Source organism: Clostridium sp. NSJ-49, assembly GCF_014287725.1.
Lineage (GTDB): Bacteria > Bacillota > Clostridia > Clostridiales > Clostridiaceae > Clostridium > Clostridium disporicum_B.
This window is the reverse complement of sequence record NZ_JACOOP010000016.1, coordinates 53,634-68,650: the sequence shown is the minus strand read 5'-3', so window position 1 is coordinate 68,650 and position 15,017 is coordinate 53,634. Positions and strand designations below refer to the sequence as shown.

General features: G+C 34.4%; 14 protein-coding genes and 1 other RNA gene. 3 read left to right on the top strand and 12 right to left on the bottom strand.

Annotated elements, in window-relative coordinates:
• Nucleotides 1–219 precede the first annotated feature (219 nt).
• The 5 genes from H8S10_RS07790 to H8S10_RS07770 all read right to left on the bottom strand — a co-directional run bounded on the left by H8S10_RS07790 (nucleotide 220) and on the right by H8S10_RS07770 (nucleotide 4,141).
• Entirely contained in the window at nucleotides 220–396 is a 177-nt protein-coding gene (locus H8S10_RS07790; protein ID WP_347707669.1) for a hypothetical protein, read from the bottom strand.
• 178 nt (nucleotides 397–574) lie between these two features.
• The gene (locus tag H8S10_RS07785) at nucleotides 575–1,603 is read right to left on the bottom strand and encodes an IS3 family transposase (protein ID WP_347707670.1); all 1,029 of its coding nucleotides are present in this window, start codon (nucleotides 1,601–1,603) and stop codon (nucleotides 575–577) included.
• Between the two features lie 35 nt (nucleotides 1,604–1,638).
• On the bottom strand, nucleotides 1,639–2,157 hold the full coding sequence (locus tag H8S10_RS07780) for a transposase (RefSeq protein ID WP_186838495.1): 519 nt from the start codon (nucleotides 2,155–2,157) through the stop codon (nucleotides 1,639–1,641).
• 107 nt (nucleotides 2,158–2,264) lie between these two features.
• Nucleotides 2,265–3,464, bottom strand: coding sequence for a HAMP domain-containing sensor histidine kinase (locus H8S10_RS07775; protein WP_186838494.1), 1,200 nt, complete (start codon nucleotides 3,462–3,464; stop codon nucleotides 2,265–2,267).
• Complete coding sequence (locus tag H8S10_RS07770) at nucleotides 3,461–4,141, bottom strand: response regulator transcription factor (RefSeq protein ID WP_243175849.1); 681 nt, start codon at nucleotides 4,139–4,141, stop codon at nucleotides 3,461–3,463. Before H8S10_RS07770 ends, H8S10_RS07775 begins: the two co-directional genes overlap by 4 nt.
• 116 nt (nucleotides 4,142–4,257) lie before the next feature.
• On the opposite strand from H8S10_RS07770, the gene H8S10_RS07765 reads away from it, so the two are divergent.
• The 3 genes from H8S10_RS07765 to H8S10_RS07755 are packed head-to-tail and all read left to right on the top strand — an operon-like array spanning nucleotide 4,258 to nucleotide 6,253.
• The gene (locus H8S10_RS07765) at nucleotides 4,258–4,398 is read left to right on the top strand and encodes a CD1871A family CXXC motif-containing protein (protein ID WP_005214034.1); all 141 of its coding nucleotides are present in this window, start codon (nucleotides 4,258–4,260) and stop codon (nucleotides 4,396–4,398) included.
• On the top strand, nucleotides 4,391–5,278 hold the full coding sequence (locus H8S10_RS07760; protein ID WP_005214035.1) for a 4Fe-4S binding protein: 888 nt from the start codon (nucleotides 4,391–4,393) through the stop codon (nucleotides 5,276–5,278). The genes H8S10_RS07765 and H8S10_RS07760 overlap by 8 nt, the downstream gene beginning before the upstream one ends.
• A gap of 30 nt (nucleotides 5,279–5,308) precedes the next feature.
• The gene (locus H8S10_RS07755) at nucleotides 5,309–6,253 is read left to right on the top strand and encodes a TlpA disulfide reductase family protein (RefSeq protein WP_186838492.1); all 945 of its coding nucleotides are present in this window, start codon (nucleotides 5,309–5,311) and stop codon (nucleotides 6,251–6,253) included.
• A 242-nt stretch (nucleotides 6,254–6,495) separates the two neighbouring features.
• Here the strand turns inward: H8S10_RS07755 and H8S10_RS07750 are convergent, their stop codons facing one another.
• The 7 genes from H8S10_RS07750 to srtB all read right to left on the bottom strand — a co-directional run bounded on the left by H8S10_RS07750 (nucleotide 6,496) and on the right by srtB (nucleotide 14,973).
• On the bottom strand, nucleotides 6,496–6,786 hold the full coding sequence (locus H8S10_RS07750; RefSeq protein ID WP_243175848.1) for a hypothetical protein: 291 nt from the start codon (nucleotides 6,784–6,786) through the stop codon (nucleotides 6,496–6,498).
• Between the two features lie 613 nt (nucleotides 6,787–7,399).
• Nucleotides 7,400–9,826 (bottom strand): ABC transporter permease, encoded by a 2,427-nt coding sequence (locus H8S10_RS07745; RefSeq protein WP_186838491.1) that lies wholly within the window; start codon nucleotides 9,824–9,826, stop codon nucleotides 7,400–7,402.
• Nucleotides 9,823–10,497 carry an ABC transporter ATP-binding protein gene (locus tag H8S10_RS07740; protein WP_055276769.1) on the bottom strand — a complete coding sequence of 225 codons (675 nt, stop codon included), beginning with the start codon at nucleotides 10,495–10,497 and terminating at the stop codon, nucleotides 9,823–9,825. The genes H8S10_RS07745 and H8S10_RS07740 overlap by 4 nt, the downstream gene beginning before the upstream one ends.
• 167 nt (nucleotides 10,498–10,664) lie before the next feature.
• Entirely contained in the window at nucleotides 10,665–11,933 is a 1,269-nt protein-coding gene (locus tag H8S10_RS07735; RefSeq protein ID WP_070102624.1) for a HAMP domain-containing sensor histidine kinase, read from the bottom strand.
• 4 nt (nucleotides 11,934–11,937) lie between these two features.
• Nucleotides 11,938–12,624 carry a response regulator transcription factor gene (locus H8S10_RS07730; RefSeq protein ID WP_154820930.1) on the bottom strand — a complete coding sequence of 229 codons (687 nt, stop codon included), beginning with the start codon at nucleotides 12,622–12,624 and terminating at the stop codon, nucleotides 11,938–11,940.
• Between the two features lie 779 nt (nucleotides 12,625–13,403).
• Nucleotides 13,404–13,736, bottom strand: a transfer-messenger RNA (tmRNA) gene (ssrA, locus tag H8S10_RS07725).
• A 556-nt stretch (nucleotides 13,737–14,292) separates the two neighbouring features.
• Nucleotides 14,293–14,973, bottom strand: a complete 681-nt coding sequence (srtB, locus tag H8S10_RS07720; RefSeq protein ID WP_186838490.1) for a class B sortase — start codon at nucleotides 14,971–14,973, stop codon at nucleotides 14,293–14,295.
• Between the last annotated feature and the right edge of the window lie 44 nt (nucleotides 14,974–15,017).

Sequence of the window (15,017 nt, the reverse complement as noted above, 5' to 3'; positions counted from 1 at the left end):
AATGCAAATCCTATTTGTTGCATAGGAATCACATTTTTTGTGAAGTTTTTCATATTATTACTATGCGCAAAAAAGGAAGTTCAAATTCGAACTTCCTTTTCTTTATCGGCAAATATCAAATTTTTTTTGATACAGCCCCTTTTATTTGTCTAATGACTAAGACTTATATATTGTCTTTTATCACATTCAATAATTCATTGTTAATTTCTATTCTAGAAATTATCGTGATAAATATCCATTATATTCACTTGTATGAAGAAGTTTTTTAGCATTTTCTACTCTCTCCTTACTAGGAGGTTCAACACCCTTTAAAGGATATTCAATACCAAGCTGTTCCCATTTGAAAGTTCCAAGAATATGATATGGAAGCACTTCAACACGATCTACATTTTTCAAAGTCTTGATAAATTCATCAAGTTTTCTAAGCTGTTCATCCGGAATTTGTCAAGATAGTTGTCGCATAAGTTTAATTTTTTTATTTAGCGGCGACTATTTTTATTTAATTACATTTTATCAATAAATTTACACTTAAATTTTAAACTATGCTACCAAAATCATTATACATAATTTTACATTAGACTATTCTGAATTTACCTTTAATCTCAACAGTAGGATTTAATGCTACAGTTTCAGGTATAGTCCAATTTCTTATTCCTTTATTAAATCTAGTCGGATTAAGTGCTCTAGCAGTTTCATAAACTTTTATTCGATTATTCATAATTGACTCTGTTTCTCCATTATGTCGGCTATTTGGAGTCATAAATTTTATACCACTGTGATAATGTTCATTATTATACCAATTAACAAAATTAGATACCCATTCTCTAGCAGCATCTATCGATGCAAAGCCGTCCTTTGGATATCCTGGCCTATATTTCATAGTTTTAAAATGAGCCTCTGAATATGGATTATCATTACTTACTCGTGGCCTTGAATATGAAGATATCACACCTAGTACTTCTAATTTAGCTTTTAATGTATATGACTTCATAGGTGCTCCATTATCAGAATGAAGGACTAATGGATTTTTATTATTCTTTATTTTAACTTTTTCCGATAGCATAGCTCTTTCTACTAACTCTGATGCGAGTTCACCATTTTCTTCAGCCCAAACTTCCCATCCAACTATTTTTATGCTGAAAATATCAATGATTGTATATAGTTTATAATAAATTCCTCTAGTATATGTATTTAACCATGTTATATCCCATGTCCAAACCTGATTTGGACCACCTGCAATAAATGTAGTCGGTAATTTTATTCTTTCAGGTGGCTTTGTATGCACTCTATGATGTTGCATATTTTCTGCCCTAAGTATTCTATAAAATGTTGATTCAGATGCAATGTAAATACCCTTATCAGCTAGTTTGGGAACTATTTGCGATGGGGGTAAATCAGCGAACTCTGATCTATTTACAGTATTTAGGACACTTTGATATTCCTCTCTAGAAAGCTTGTTTTTAGGTTCAGGTCTTATACAAGTTTTTCTCTTATCTTCTTCTATAGAATACTGTTTACACCATCTTTCAAAAGTTATTTTACTTATACCAACGACATCACAAGCTGGAATTAACCTAGCTCCATTTTCATTAGCTTCCTTTATCAGCTCTACAATAGTTATACGATCTTCAATGCTGATTAATCTTCCTCGTTTTCCCCGAAAATCGCATCTAACTTTTTTCTAAGAACTAATAACGCTGCTGTTTCAGCTAAGGCTTTTTCTTTTCTTCTAAGGTCTTTTTCAAGTTCTTTAGCTTTTCTTTTTTCATCTTTCAACTGTTCTTCTAAATCTGATGATTGATTAATATATTTAGCTCCGTCATTTGCTGCTATGCAGCTAGAACGCCATTCTTTAACCTCACTGACATATAGTCCATTTTCTCTACAGTATTTTCCAAGGTCGCTTTCAGACATAGTGTATGTTTCCATAACTATTAAAAATTTCTCTCTTGATGATATTGTTTTATTAGATGTGCCAGTACCTTTTATTTTGGAAACTGATGCTTTAGTCTTCCAAGTGGCAAGGGTTGACTTGCTTATTCCAGTTTCTAATGATAATTTTGAAGGGGAAATGCTTTCCGGTGGTAACATTCTTGCTATGAACTTCTCTTTTTCTTCTTTGGTATATCTTCTATTTTTACTATTATCTCTTGTCATAGATTATCTCTCCTTATTGTATCTCTTACGAGAATACCATTAATCATTCTCTACGACAACTATCTTAACACCCAGGGAATATCAATCGACTGTTTATCATCGGATAATTAAAATAAACCAGATTTTATATTCCCTTCTATACTCATTCTCACTTCAAATGTCATTCCACCCTGCTCATTTCCATAAACCTCGATCTTCCCGCCATGCTCCCGCACGATATCACGCACCATTGCAAGTCCGAGACCCACCCCGCCAAGCTCACGGCTTCTTGACTTATCCACCCGGAAGAACGGTTCAAAAATCTGCTCTCTAAATGTCTCATCAATTCCATTTCCCGTATCTGCAACCGTCAGAACAACTTCATTCTTCTTTCTCTCTGCCGATACCGTAACACTTCCATCCGTATGATTATATTTGATCGCATTTTCTATAAGATTATAAAGCATCCGATAGATCAGTATATCACTTCCTGTCAGAACCAAATCTTCAGCTTCACTCTCTTCTTTTTCATCTCTCATACTCTGCGACTTCTGTATCAGTTCAACGTTCTTCTCTTGCGCCAGCGGTTCCAGATCTGTCAGCACTTCCTCTATCAACCCGTGAAGTTCAATCTTGTCGTTGCGTGCTACCGTCTGCAGTTCACTCATATCCAAAAGTGTACTGACTAGCTTGCTAAGACGCTCGTTCTGTTCTGTCACCATCTGAATTGTCTCTTCCGCCGCCTCTCCACTCTTCGAATAATCCATCGTATGATAGAGATCTAGCTGTGCTTGGATTAATGCCAAAGGAGTCCTCAACTCATGCGCTGCATTTCCGGTAAACTGACGTTGCATCTCAAATGATTTCGAGAGACGCAAAAGCATTTTGTTATAAGAAGTACGAAGTCTATCTAGTTCTAAGATCTTATTTTCTTCAATCGTATAATCCGTCAGATCCTGTGCCTGGACTTTTTCTACCGTCTCTGAAAATTCTCCGAGTGGTTTCAATGCCTGGCCACTGACAAAATAAGTCACTGCTCCGCCAAACAACGCCACAACAGCAGTAATCAGGAGACTTCTGTTTCTATAATCAAATTTTGAATTATAAATCTTCGTGGCAAACTGAGCCGCAAAATCATCCCACTCATTATCCGGAATGTCAATGTACACCTCTTCCGGTGTTCCACTTTGATAGGTAACCGTCTCCTGAAGCGCGTCAAAATAATAGACTCCGTTCTTATATAAAAGAAATGTAAGACATCCACACAACACGGTGATCAGCACTGTCGTCAAAATCGTCAGTCTCCACTGAAGTGATATTTTTCTCATGCTTTTCCATATCCTCCTATATTATAACCTTCACCGATCTTATTCACGATCGGATCATAACCGAGTCCCGCTTTCAGCTTCTTTCTCAGAGAAGACATATGCACTCTGATAGAACTACTGAAACTGTCCAAAGAAGAATCCCAGACATGCTCGATCAACTCTTCCTGACTGACCGGTCTTCCCTTATTCAGAAGAAGGTACTCCAGGATTCCGTTCTCTTTCCTTGTCAATTCAACCAGATTTTCCTTTGCATACGCTACCCGCTCTCTTGTATCAAAACGAAGGTCTCCGCATTCCAAACAGACATTTTTCTGTATGAATTTTCTTCTTGTCAGACTTCTCACACGAGCTTCCAGTTCTTGCAGGTGAAATGGTTTTTCCATATAGTCATTCGCTCCTGCATCTAGCCCATCAACCTTATCTGCAATCTGACTTCTAGCAGACAAAATCAGTACCTTTGTCTCTTCATTTTCCTTACGAAGTTCTCTGAGAATCTCCATACCGTCCATCCCCGGCAAGTTAAGATCCAGCACGATCAGATCATACATTTCCGCATAGATCATGTGCAATGCTTCCTCTCCGTCATTGCACACGTCTACCTCATACCCAGCCTGGTGCAGACTTTTCGCAATTATACCACACAATTTCTTTTCATCTTCAACAACTAATAATCTCAATTTATTTTTCTCCATTTTCTTAACAAGAATTTTACACCCCCTATTGTATAATGCAAATATCGAAAGGTCAATAAACTGACTTTGAACATTGAAACAACATTGAAAGGAGTATTTTAATGAGAGCTGAAAAAGCAACACAGATTCTTTTACTTTCAGCCGGTCTTGTACTTTTCCTTGGCGGAATCTTCCGCGGAGAAGCTGCTGTTGTACTTAGTAAGGCAATAAAATTATGTATGGAGTGTGTCGGAATTGGATAAGAAAATAAAATCAAACAAAAACTTTCTAGTCCGCTTCCGCGGATGGATTCAGGCAGCTGCAACGCTGCTGACCAACATTCACATCCCGAATCTATTTAAAGGGAAAATCTATCAAGGAAATGTAAAGACACTGTGTGTACCGGGGCTGAACTGCTACTCCTGTCCTGCTGCCACAGGCGCATGTCCGATCGGAGCTTTCCAGGCTGTAGTCGGTTCTTCAAAATTCAAGTTCACCTACTACATCACCGGATTTTTTATCCTGTTAGGAGTGCTGTTAGGACGATTTATCTGCGGTTTCCTCTGTCCATTTGGATGGTTTCAGGATCTGCTGCATAAGATTCCAGGCAAGAAATTTTCCACCACAAAACTGAAACCTCTGCAATATCTAAAATACGTGATCCTGCTCGTTTTTGTGATCCTGCTTCCGGCATTTGTGACCAATTCACTTGGTATGGGAGATCCTTTCTTCTGTAAATACATTTGCCCACAGGGTGTACTCGAAGGTGCGATTCCACTGTCACTTGCCAACTCAGGTATCCGTTCTGCACTCGGACATCTTTTTACATTTAAATTCACGATCCTTGTGCTTTTCATTGTCCTGAGTATCCTGTTTTACCGTCCATTCTGTAAATGGATCTGCCCTCTTGGGGCCATTTATTCTCTGTTCAACAGAGTATCATTTCTTAAGATCCAAGTGGATCATGAGAAATGCGTAGGCTGCCAGAAATGTAGTCGTGTCTGCAAAATGGATGTCAATGTGGTAGACACACCTAATCATCCGGAGTGTATCCGTTGCGGAGAATGTATGAAAGCCTGTCCGACTGATGCGCTCTGCTATCATTACGGATTTTCAAATAAGAAACAGACTGACAGTAAATAAAATAAAACCATTAAAAGGAGATTTAAAATCATGAAAAACAAAACACTCAAAATAAACTCAATGAAATTAAAAAAGGTAATTGCTGCATCACTTGCCATTTCCGTGCTTTTTGCATTCACAGGTTGTGGAAGTTCTTCTAATTCTTCATCAACTGACAACAAGAAACAGGAATCCACTTCTACAGCAGACGCTGGCAGTACAGATGAACTGAACGAAAAACTGAATGATCTTTACCAGCAGGAGAATCAGCTCTTTGCTGATCACAAAGAAGCCTGGGACAAAGCATTTGGCTTTATGAGCAAGAACACTTCTGAAGATTCTATGACTGAAAACTATGCGGACTCCCTTGCAAGTGCAGTAGACTCAAACAAAGATTCTTTCTCAGAAGAAGAGTATGATACCCTAAGCAAAGACATTGAAACAATCCGCGGTATCGAAAAAGAGATTGCAAAGCTTGAGAAAAAGATTTCTGCCTCTAAATCCTCAGATAGTGCTTCCTCCAAAACTGATGAATCCACAGACGTGTTCCATGATTTCAAAGGGAAAGATCTGGATGGAAATGCCGTAGATGATAGTCTTTTCGCTAATAATAAAGTCACAGTTGTAAACTTCTGGTTCAGCGGATGTAAACCTTGCGTCGGAGAGCTCTCTAAGCTGAATGAGTTAAACGAGACACTTAAGGAAATGGGCGGTGAAGTTGTCGGTATCAATACAGACACATTAAATGACAATCAAGATGGTATCAAAGAAGCGAAGGAAATCATGAAAGCACAGGGGGCTTCCTACAAGAACCTGACTTTCGATTCTGATTCAACAGTTGGAAAATATGCCGGAAACATCATGGCATTCCCTACAACAGTTCTTGTAGATAAAGACGGAAATATCGTTGGTAAGCCTCTGATGGGTGGAATCGATGATCAGTCAAACTACGATCAGCTGATGAAACAAATCCAGTCCGTGATCGATCAGAAATAATTTATCTTATAAATAAGGATTGCTATCACTATTTTGGTATTGATTGAAATTTATATTTTGTTAAACAAATCAAAAAAATATAACAGTTAATTAGTAGCTACCACTGCTATGTATGCCGCCACTATGGATAACGCCATAACGGCGGTTTTTCAATGCCTATCGGCTATCTCTCTCAAAGGATTTCTTACGCTATTTTTACGGTGGTTTCTGCTTGTTTCATTCTTGTATCTCTCGCAAATGTTTTAATACGCTCTGCTTTTCAAGTGGTCTGTGCTGCTCTTTAGCGTCGGCTGTCTATTTCCTGCTGATTTGGTATTCCCACTCAGCAAGGTCACGGTTATACTGTTCCACAACGCTTTTCGTTCTTTGCCTTTGAAAAGCCCCTTTGTATCGGCAAGCTGCTGTTTCAACTGCAGCAGAACTTTATACTGCAAGTTTCTAATTTTTATAGCTTTGTCTTGTACTTTTATCATCAGATTTCGCATATGGCGGAACTCATGGATATCAATATCAAGCGTAGGTTTAGGCTGCATATCTTTTTCTCAGATAAGATTTTGCAGTATTCTCGAAAAGGCTGATAACCTTTAACCCGATGAAGTATGTAGTATGGTGAGGAAAGAAAGAAGAATATGAACTGTTCTCGGACGAGGACGGGGAAACAACTTCTACACCACCGCTCAGCTACGAACAGTATCAGCGGTTAAATGGCTTTCTGAAAAAGAAAGATAATCCTGCACTTCTGGCTATACAGATAGCCTATTATACAGGATTGCTTATTGAATAGGTCTGTGGTCTAACTTAGTAATACATCAACCTTGATGAACAATACCTAACAGTACGCCGCTGTATGCGTTACAAAGGGACAAGGCATAAAATAGAAATCGGTGCAACAAATCGTAAAAAAATCCGCACCATGGACTGTGAACTGCCCCCCGTCAAGTAGACAGGGTAAATAATAAAAAATTATGATGCTAAGGTATAAATGCTAAGATAAGAATGTACAGAAATTATAATTTTCTTAAATTAGAATATACTATAGTTAAACCTAGTTTCCCTTCAATAATAATTATCTATGTCATTTTAATACTTTATAGTATAATAAGAACTATTTTATTTATCTTAATTAAAATATTTATCCAAGTTATTCTATCCTTGATAACGAATTCTCTCTACTAATGTTTCTTTTTTCAAATTATGACTTAGTATAAACGATAAGATTAACTGAAGAATTATAATTACTAAAATCATAGATACTATAGGTATAATAGGAATTTGATATTCATTCATTCCGAAGATACCATTTTTCTTGGCATATGAGAACAGCATGTGTCCGAATGGTAAACCAACTGCTAATGCAACACTAATTGTACCTATAGAAAATAACATTCCCTGAATTTGCAGACTTAAATTCAATTGTTTATTTGTCATTCCAACTGCTTGTAATACTCCATATTCCTGTTTCTTAGTTGTAATACTTATAATCATAGTATTAGCAAGATTCATAAATCCAATAAGTCCAACAATGCCCATAAATAAATAGCATCCCATTTTCATCATTCTGCTTGCAAACTCAGAAGTTTCCAATTCATCATGGTAAGTTGTGAACTTAATATGAGTTGTGTTTCGGATCAAATTTCTTAATTCTTCTTCCACATATGACACATCTTTTTCTTCACAGTCAATCCAAAGATAACCAATGGAAGTTCCAGTAGGTTGTAGTTTTTTATACACTTCTTCTGGCAATAACCAATAAGTATCTGCACTTCCAAAAGAACCTGCTATGGTTCCATTAAAGTCAATTGAATCTGCTCCATTATTTATCTTAAGCGTAAGTGGCTGTTCAAGAGTATATCCATCTGCCTCCATCCACATTGACCATCCACAGAAAATGCTTCCACTATTAACACCTTCATCATAATCCATATTTCCAATATCTGAATCAGAACATAGACTTTTAAAATCCTCTCTACTCAAAATAGATACAGCCTGCTTTCCTCCATTTGCTTCTGCAATTACTATGTCTCTTTCTAAAACATCAGTTACACCAGAAATATTTTTTATATTAGAAATTAGCTCCTCATTTAATGGATTATCCTTTAAAATAGAATCTAAATTATTTTCTGGATACGCTTCATCATCCATGGAATAGTCAATCTTAATTTCAAATTGACCATGATTAATTCCTTTTCTTGTTTCATATTCTGTATCAATGTTACCAACACAATTTGCAATAACTACAAATAATACGCAGGATAATCCCATTGTAAATATTGTTCCAAGTGTACGTTTCCTATTGCCAGTTATATTTGCTAATGCTAGTGAAAAAACATTAAGTTCTTTTCTTCCTTTACGAATACCTCTCTGTTTTTCATTACTGCTTTCAACATATCTAGTTGCCTCTACTGGCGAAATATTTGACACAATCTTCATTGGTTTTCTAAGTGCTAAAGCTACTGTAGCAAAGGAAATCAATGCACTAATTGCAATCATTGGAAGTGAAAGTAATGGAATATCTGCACTTTTATGAACTCCTGCTAATGAGTTACTTTGTTCCATCAGCCAGCTAAAGCTTACTTTTGCAGCAATAAATCCGATAATCAATCCAATAGGTACTGCAATAATAGCTAAAAACATTCCTTCTTTAAAAATTAGTGAACGCATCTGCTTTCTTGTTGCACCTAATGCCTTTATTTTTCCATATTCCTGTATTTTTTGAATGATTCCCACTTGAAAAATGTTATAAATCACCACAATTGAAAATAAAACTACGCACAATGCAAGAGCTCCACTAACAGCCAACATCTCATAACTAGGATCAAGTGTCCATGTCAAATAATAGCTATTGATAACAAGCTTATCACTTTCAATTCCAGAATTTTCTGCAATTAATGTTAGTACATCATCAATATTATTCATAGAAACATCCACAGTATCATTTAATCTGAAATATACATTATATTGACGTTCTTCCTCTACAAATTGATTTGCATAAAAATCTGGCGAACAAAATACAACATAAGATGCATCTGCCGTATAGCTTTCACGATTCTGCAAGATACCACTTACAACAAAATCCTTTTGTTCATATTTATCAGACATCCCTGAGCGATAAGATAAAGTTACTATATCATTAGCTTTAACATTATCATATCCTTCTGCTTCAAAAAATGCTCTGCTTGCTGCAATTTCATTTTCTGTATCAGGATATGTACCACTTTCCAGCAAATATTCTTGATTATAAGGTAGCATTTTACGTACAATTTCATCTACGCTAACAAAAGCACCCTTTTCATTTCCTTGTATAATTCCAGCACTAGACATAATCCCTATATCTGTGATTTCTGCTCTCTTCTTTAATTCCTGAAGCTGAGAATTATTTAAAGACTGAAACATTCCATAATAACTCCCATAAGTATATGCAGCACTTTCTTTCTGTAAGCGAATCATTCCATTGGCAAATGTACTTATTATTGTCAGTAAAGTAGTAGTTAGTATTATTGCACCTATAATTAAAATACTTCGCGTCTTATTCTTTTTATCATTGCTTAAGGCTATATTGGTAATTGTCTTCATTTAAAATTTACCACCTTTCCATCTTCAATGATTAAAATACGATCTGCAACTTGTGCAATTTCATCATCATGTGTAATCATAACAATTGTCTGCCCATATTTTTTTGCTGACATTTTTAAAAGCGCAATTACTTCATCACTTGTTTTAGTATCAAGATTTCCTGTTGGTTCATCTGCAAATAAAATATCTGGTCTTGATGCTAACGCTCTTGCTATTGCCACTCTTTGCTGCTGCCCTCCCGATAATGTATTTGGTAAATTATGAATTTTCTTTTCAATCCCAAGTGTTTCTATAATGTCATTTATATATTCTGTATCTACCTTTTTTCCATCAAGTCCAATTGGAAGAACTATGTTTTCCCACACATTAATTGAAGAAACTAAATTAAATGCTTGAAAGATAAAGCCAATCTTTCTTCTTCTAAAGACTGCTAGTTCATCTTCCTTCATCTTATATAGTTCCTTACCTTTTAATAAAACTTCACCACTTGTAGGTGTATCAAGACCACCTAACATATGAAGTAATGTACTCTTTCCAGAACCAGACTTTCCTACAATGGCAACAAACTCCCCTTCTTTAATCTCTATGTTAATCTTGTCTACGGCTTTTACCTCATTCTCTTTTGCTCCATAAAATTTACAAAGATTCTTTGTTTCTAATATTGTACTCATGTATATATCCTCCTTACGTACTCATAGCTACATCATACTTTTTTGAATACTTATTTAGGTAGCACCTAAATATCAGTTTCTATTCTAATAGCTACTTTCATAGTAATAAATCATTCTTTCATTTCACTTGCAAAAGAGGAGTAGAAGTCTTACATTTTTGTAAGACTCTACTCCCCTATTGGCAATTGTATAAGAAATGTACTGCCTGGATATTTTTTTTCTGTACCTAATGACCTATTCCAATTTGATGACACTGATATGGTTCCATGATGCTCCTCTATAATTTTTCTGGCAAGATACAATCCAATACCTGAACCATTTGCTTCTTTTACCTGCTGTATGGTCCCTCTAAAAAAGCGTTGAAACACTTTATGGTATTCTTCACTTGGTATACCAATTCCTTGATCTTCTATTTCTATTCTAAGTATCATGTTTCGTTTCTGTAATCTAATATCTATCTTGGAATCTCTTGGGCTATACTTTATGGCATTATCTAGTACATTGATCAATGCTTCTGAAAGCCATTTTTTATCTAACATAATCTTCATTTTCTCTAAAGAGGACTCACAATCAAAAGACAGTTCAATATTTTTTTCAGATGCTTTTGGATAAACACGATTTACTGCTATTAAAATTATGTCACTTAAGGATTGCTGACTCTTTTCAATTTGGATAAGCCCTGCTTCCAATCTTGATATTTGAAGTAAAGACTGTAATAAGATTTCCAATCCGTCCAAAGCATTACGGCATCGTTTAGTAAATTCAGTACGTTCCTCCACACTTAAATTTTCTTGAAGAAGTATACTAAAACTGGTATCTAATGCTGCAATTGGTGTTTTTAATTGATGTGATATATCTGCCACCAGTTCTTTTGTTCCTTCCTTTTCCTGCCTTGCTTCTTCTCTAAGTAATTGCAGTTGACTCCCTAATGATTCTAGCTCATACACTATTTTCTGTTGCTCATCTGTGCCTTCCCCAACCTCTAACACCTTCATATTATTTTCACGAAAACGAATTAAATTCTGTTCTACCTTTGAAAGCACACTTACTTCATTTTTCCTTACTGTATTTTGCCACAAATACAATACCAGCATTAGTGCAAAAAATATTATAAATGTAATAGCTGCAGAAAATATACTTTGTCTTCTAAAAGTATTAAATAGTATATTATTGTTGTATTCCAAATAACCATACTTATTTAAAATTTCATAACCTTGCTCTGGTGATTCTAAATTCTTTTCTTTTAAAACCTTAATTGCTGTATCCATATTACTTTCATCTGTACCTGAAATCATTGTAGCTACTATTTCTATCTTGCTCTTATAGTTTTTATAATTCTGATATACCATAATTGCATTTGTAGCTAAATATCCAAACATAATTACAACAAATAATCCAATTATAAAGTCCTTGTTTTTTTTGTTTTTATTCACCATAATATCATCGAACTTCCTTGTCCCATACGTAGCCAAGCCCTCGAACATTTTTCAAATACTCCGGCTTTGTACTATTGTCTTTTATTTTTTCACGTAGTCTTCTTATATTTACTGCTACAGTATTTTCATCCACATATTCTCCATCTATATCAAATACATTCTCTAATATTTGATTTTTGGATAAAATTTGCTTAGGATGTGCTAAGAATAATGTTAGCATCTTCCATTCATTTTTTGTCAAAGAAATAATTTCTTCCTTCACCTTTATTTTCATTTCATCCTGATAAATACAAATATCTCCCGATATTATTTCTTTCTTTTGGGCGCTCTTAATATTTCGCTTACAATATGCATCTATCTTAAGTAAAAGAACAGATAAACTAAATGGTTTGGTTACATAATCATCAGCTCCAGCCTCATACCCCATAACTTGATCAAGTTCCTGATCCAATGCTGTGAGACAAATAATATAGGCATTCTGTTTTGATCTCATCCAACTAATAAATTCTAATCCATTACCATCTGGGAGATTTATATCGCAAATCAATATCTCTACCAATTGTTGCTGCACTAAACGTTTTGCCTCTAAAATTGTTTCACAGGAAAACACCTTATATCCTGCTTTCTCTAGTGAAAATGTAATTCCTCTATTTACACTTGCTTCATCTTCTAACACCAATATATTTAACAACGCTCTCATCTCCTTTGTTTGTATCTCTTGTATTAATAACATATTCATTGCGTTAAGGCATCTTTTCACAGATTCCTCATAACCACTTTTTCTTCCATATAGATTGCAATACTATTATAACCTTTGACTCTTTTACCCATCCATTAATTATTGATAGTATCTTCTGCTTTTCCAATAATTTACATATCCTTTCTTAACTAAATATTATTTTACTTAGTTTAACTCAATGTGTCCACTACTTTATACTAACAACAATCAATAGTTCTTTTATACTACTATAAAGATAACTTTTGAAATGGCATTATATCTTTACGTGCAAAAATGCACACCCCCTAGTAAGAATCTCACTAAGAGGTGTGCATAAATACTCAAAAAGCCTAAAGATGGCTAAAATATCTATTAAAAACATCTAAAAATTTATTCCTAAAACGAAAAATACAATGGCCAAGCCTTGATATTTCAAGGTTTTACCATTGTATCCTTACCTTAGTTCTTATTTGGTGGAGGCGAGGGGTCAGTTTATCAACTGTTTCCAAATTGCCCTGACTATATCTTAGACAAGCATTAACTTGCCTCTTGGCGTATTATAGAAGCTTATTATAGTTTACATCTTCTATCCTAGTATTCCATAGATTTCTCTTTAGGAACCTATAAGTCGATACAAGGCTGTTGAATTTCTTCACATACCTCTCGGTATTGCCGTCAACCCTACTTGCTACGGTTTCACCGATAAAGCCAAGTTATCACTTAAACATCACTGCTTAAGGCGACTTTTTTCCAAAATCGAACCCCTGTCCGAAAGCAGACCAGCCTGACTTTCTACGAGCGTAGTTTGTGACTAAAATTTCGGTCCTTAGTTCGCTCACAAACAAACTCCTAATTCCCTAGCTTCATAAATACCCCTCTAGCTCAAAGCTTTGCTAGACTTCGTTCCCCACTTTTATGACACCAGCTACCCCAAACGTGGGCATTCAGGACTGATGAGTAGCTTATATTAAGCTGCTAATGCAAAATTGTCTTCTGCGTTTATATTTAATGCATACTTTATTAACGAGGTGACATGCTTGCCTCGGCCCGCTTATCAAACCCATCTTACCCCCGTCGAAGCCAAAACGCCCCCATGTTAGGTAAATAGGTCTAAACGCGTATCCCCTATTCAGTTTTCAATCGATGATCAACATCGTGATTTTATTATAAATCAACATACCTCTACTGTCAACTTATCTGAGTTATTAAAATCATAGAAGAAAATCTATAATATTCTTGTTTTTTAATTTTTTTATTAAATAGTAAATATTATAAATACTTCTATATGATATATTTATTACTATAATAGTTATTATACATTATTTAACATTGCTTTTATTAAGCAATGGTGTTATTATAAATGAGCAGTTGGTACGTAAAGTGCTAATTACTTATAGAGCCTAGGTTGTCTTTCGCCGGATACTAGGCTCTATTTTATTTTTCAAAACTTATCCACATCTAATTTAAAACAATCAACAGCTTTATTAATTTTTTCCAATATTTGTTGTTAATATTCTAGATAAACATTTTATAATAGTAAACTCTCTAATATTAAATTCTCATACTAACTATATAAAAAACAGCAGATAAATTTATAAAAAAATCTATCTACTGTTTCATAATATAATTCTTCTATTACACTTACTTAATAAGCTTAGCATGCACTACCATTCTTGCATCATTGAATTCAAAAGAACAAGTTGACAAAGTTATTATTTTATCATCTTCATCTACCTCTATGTCTGCTTCATACATTGATTTACTCTGTATTCTTTCTAAAAAATCTTTATATTCATTTTTATTTCCAAAATTAGTTTGAATATAATTATCTGTAACATCTGTAATATATACAGAGAAAACTTTATATTGCAAATTCTCACCATTATTTAACTCTATATCTATATCATTATTATTATAAAAGAAATCTTTTTCCTTATACTTTTTCAAGTGAGCAAACATAGTTTCATTTTTCATATTATGTCCAAACAAAACTGTATTTTGGTCGTCGAATCCATTATTTAAATAGTTCATAAATATGGACCCAGATATTATATATTCTTTGTTTATATCTTTATCTAAATAATATAAATTATCTTCTCCTTGAAGAATTGGATAGTTTATATTTGTATTTTCTATCTTAATCCATCCTCTATAATCTGTATTTTCAATATATGGATTGTTAGTTTCTTCTTTTTCTATTCTAATTTTTTCATATACTTCATCAGCCTTCTTATATTCAGTTACTTTGTAAAACACTTTATATCCACATACAAATATAATTAAAATTAAGATTATATTAATTATACTTTTAAATATTTTCATCAATTAATCCCCTTATTTTGTAAAGAATCATATTAAAATTTCGA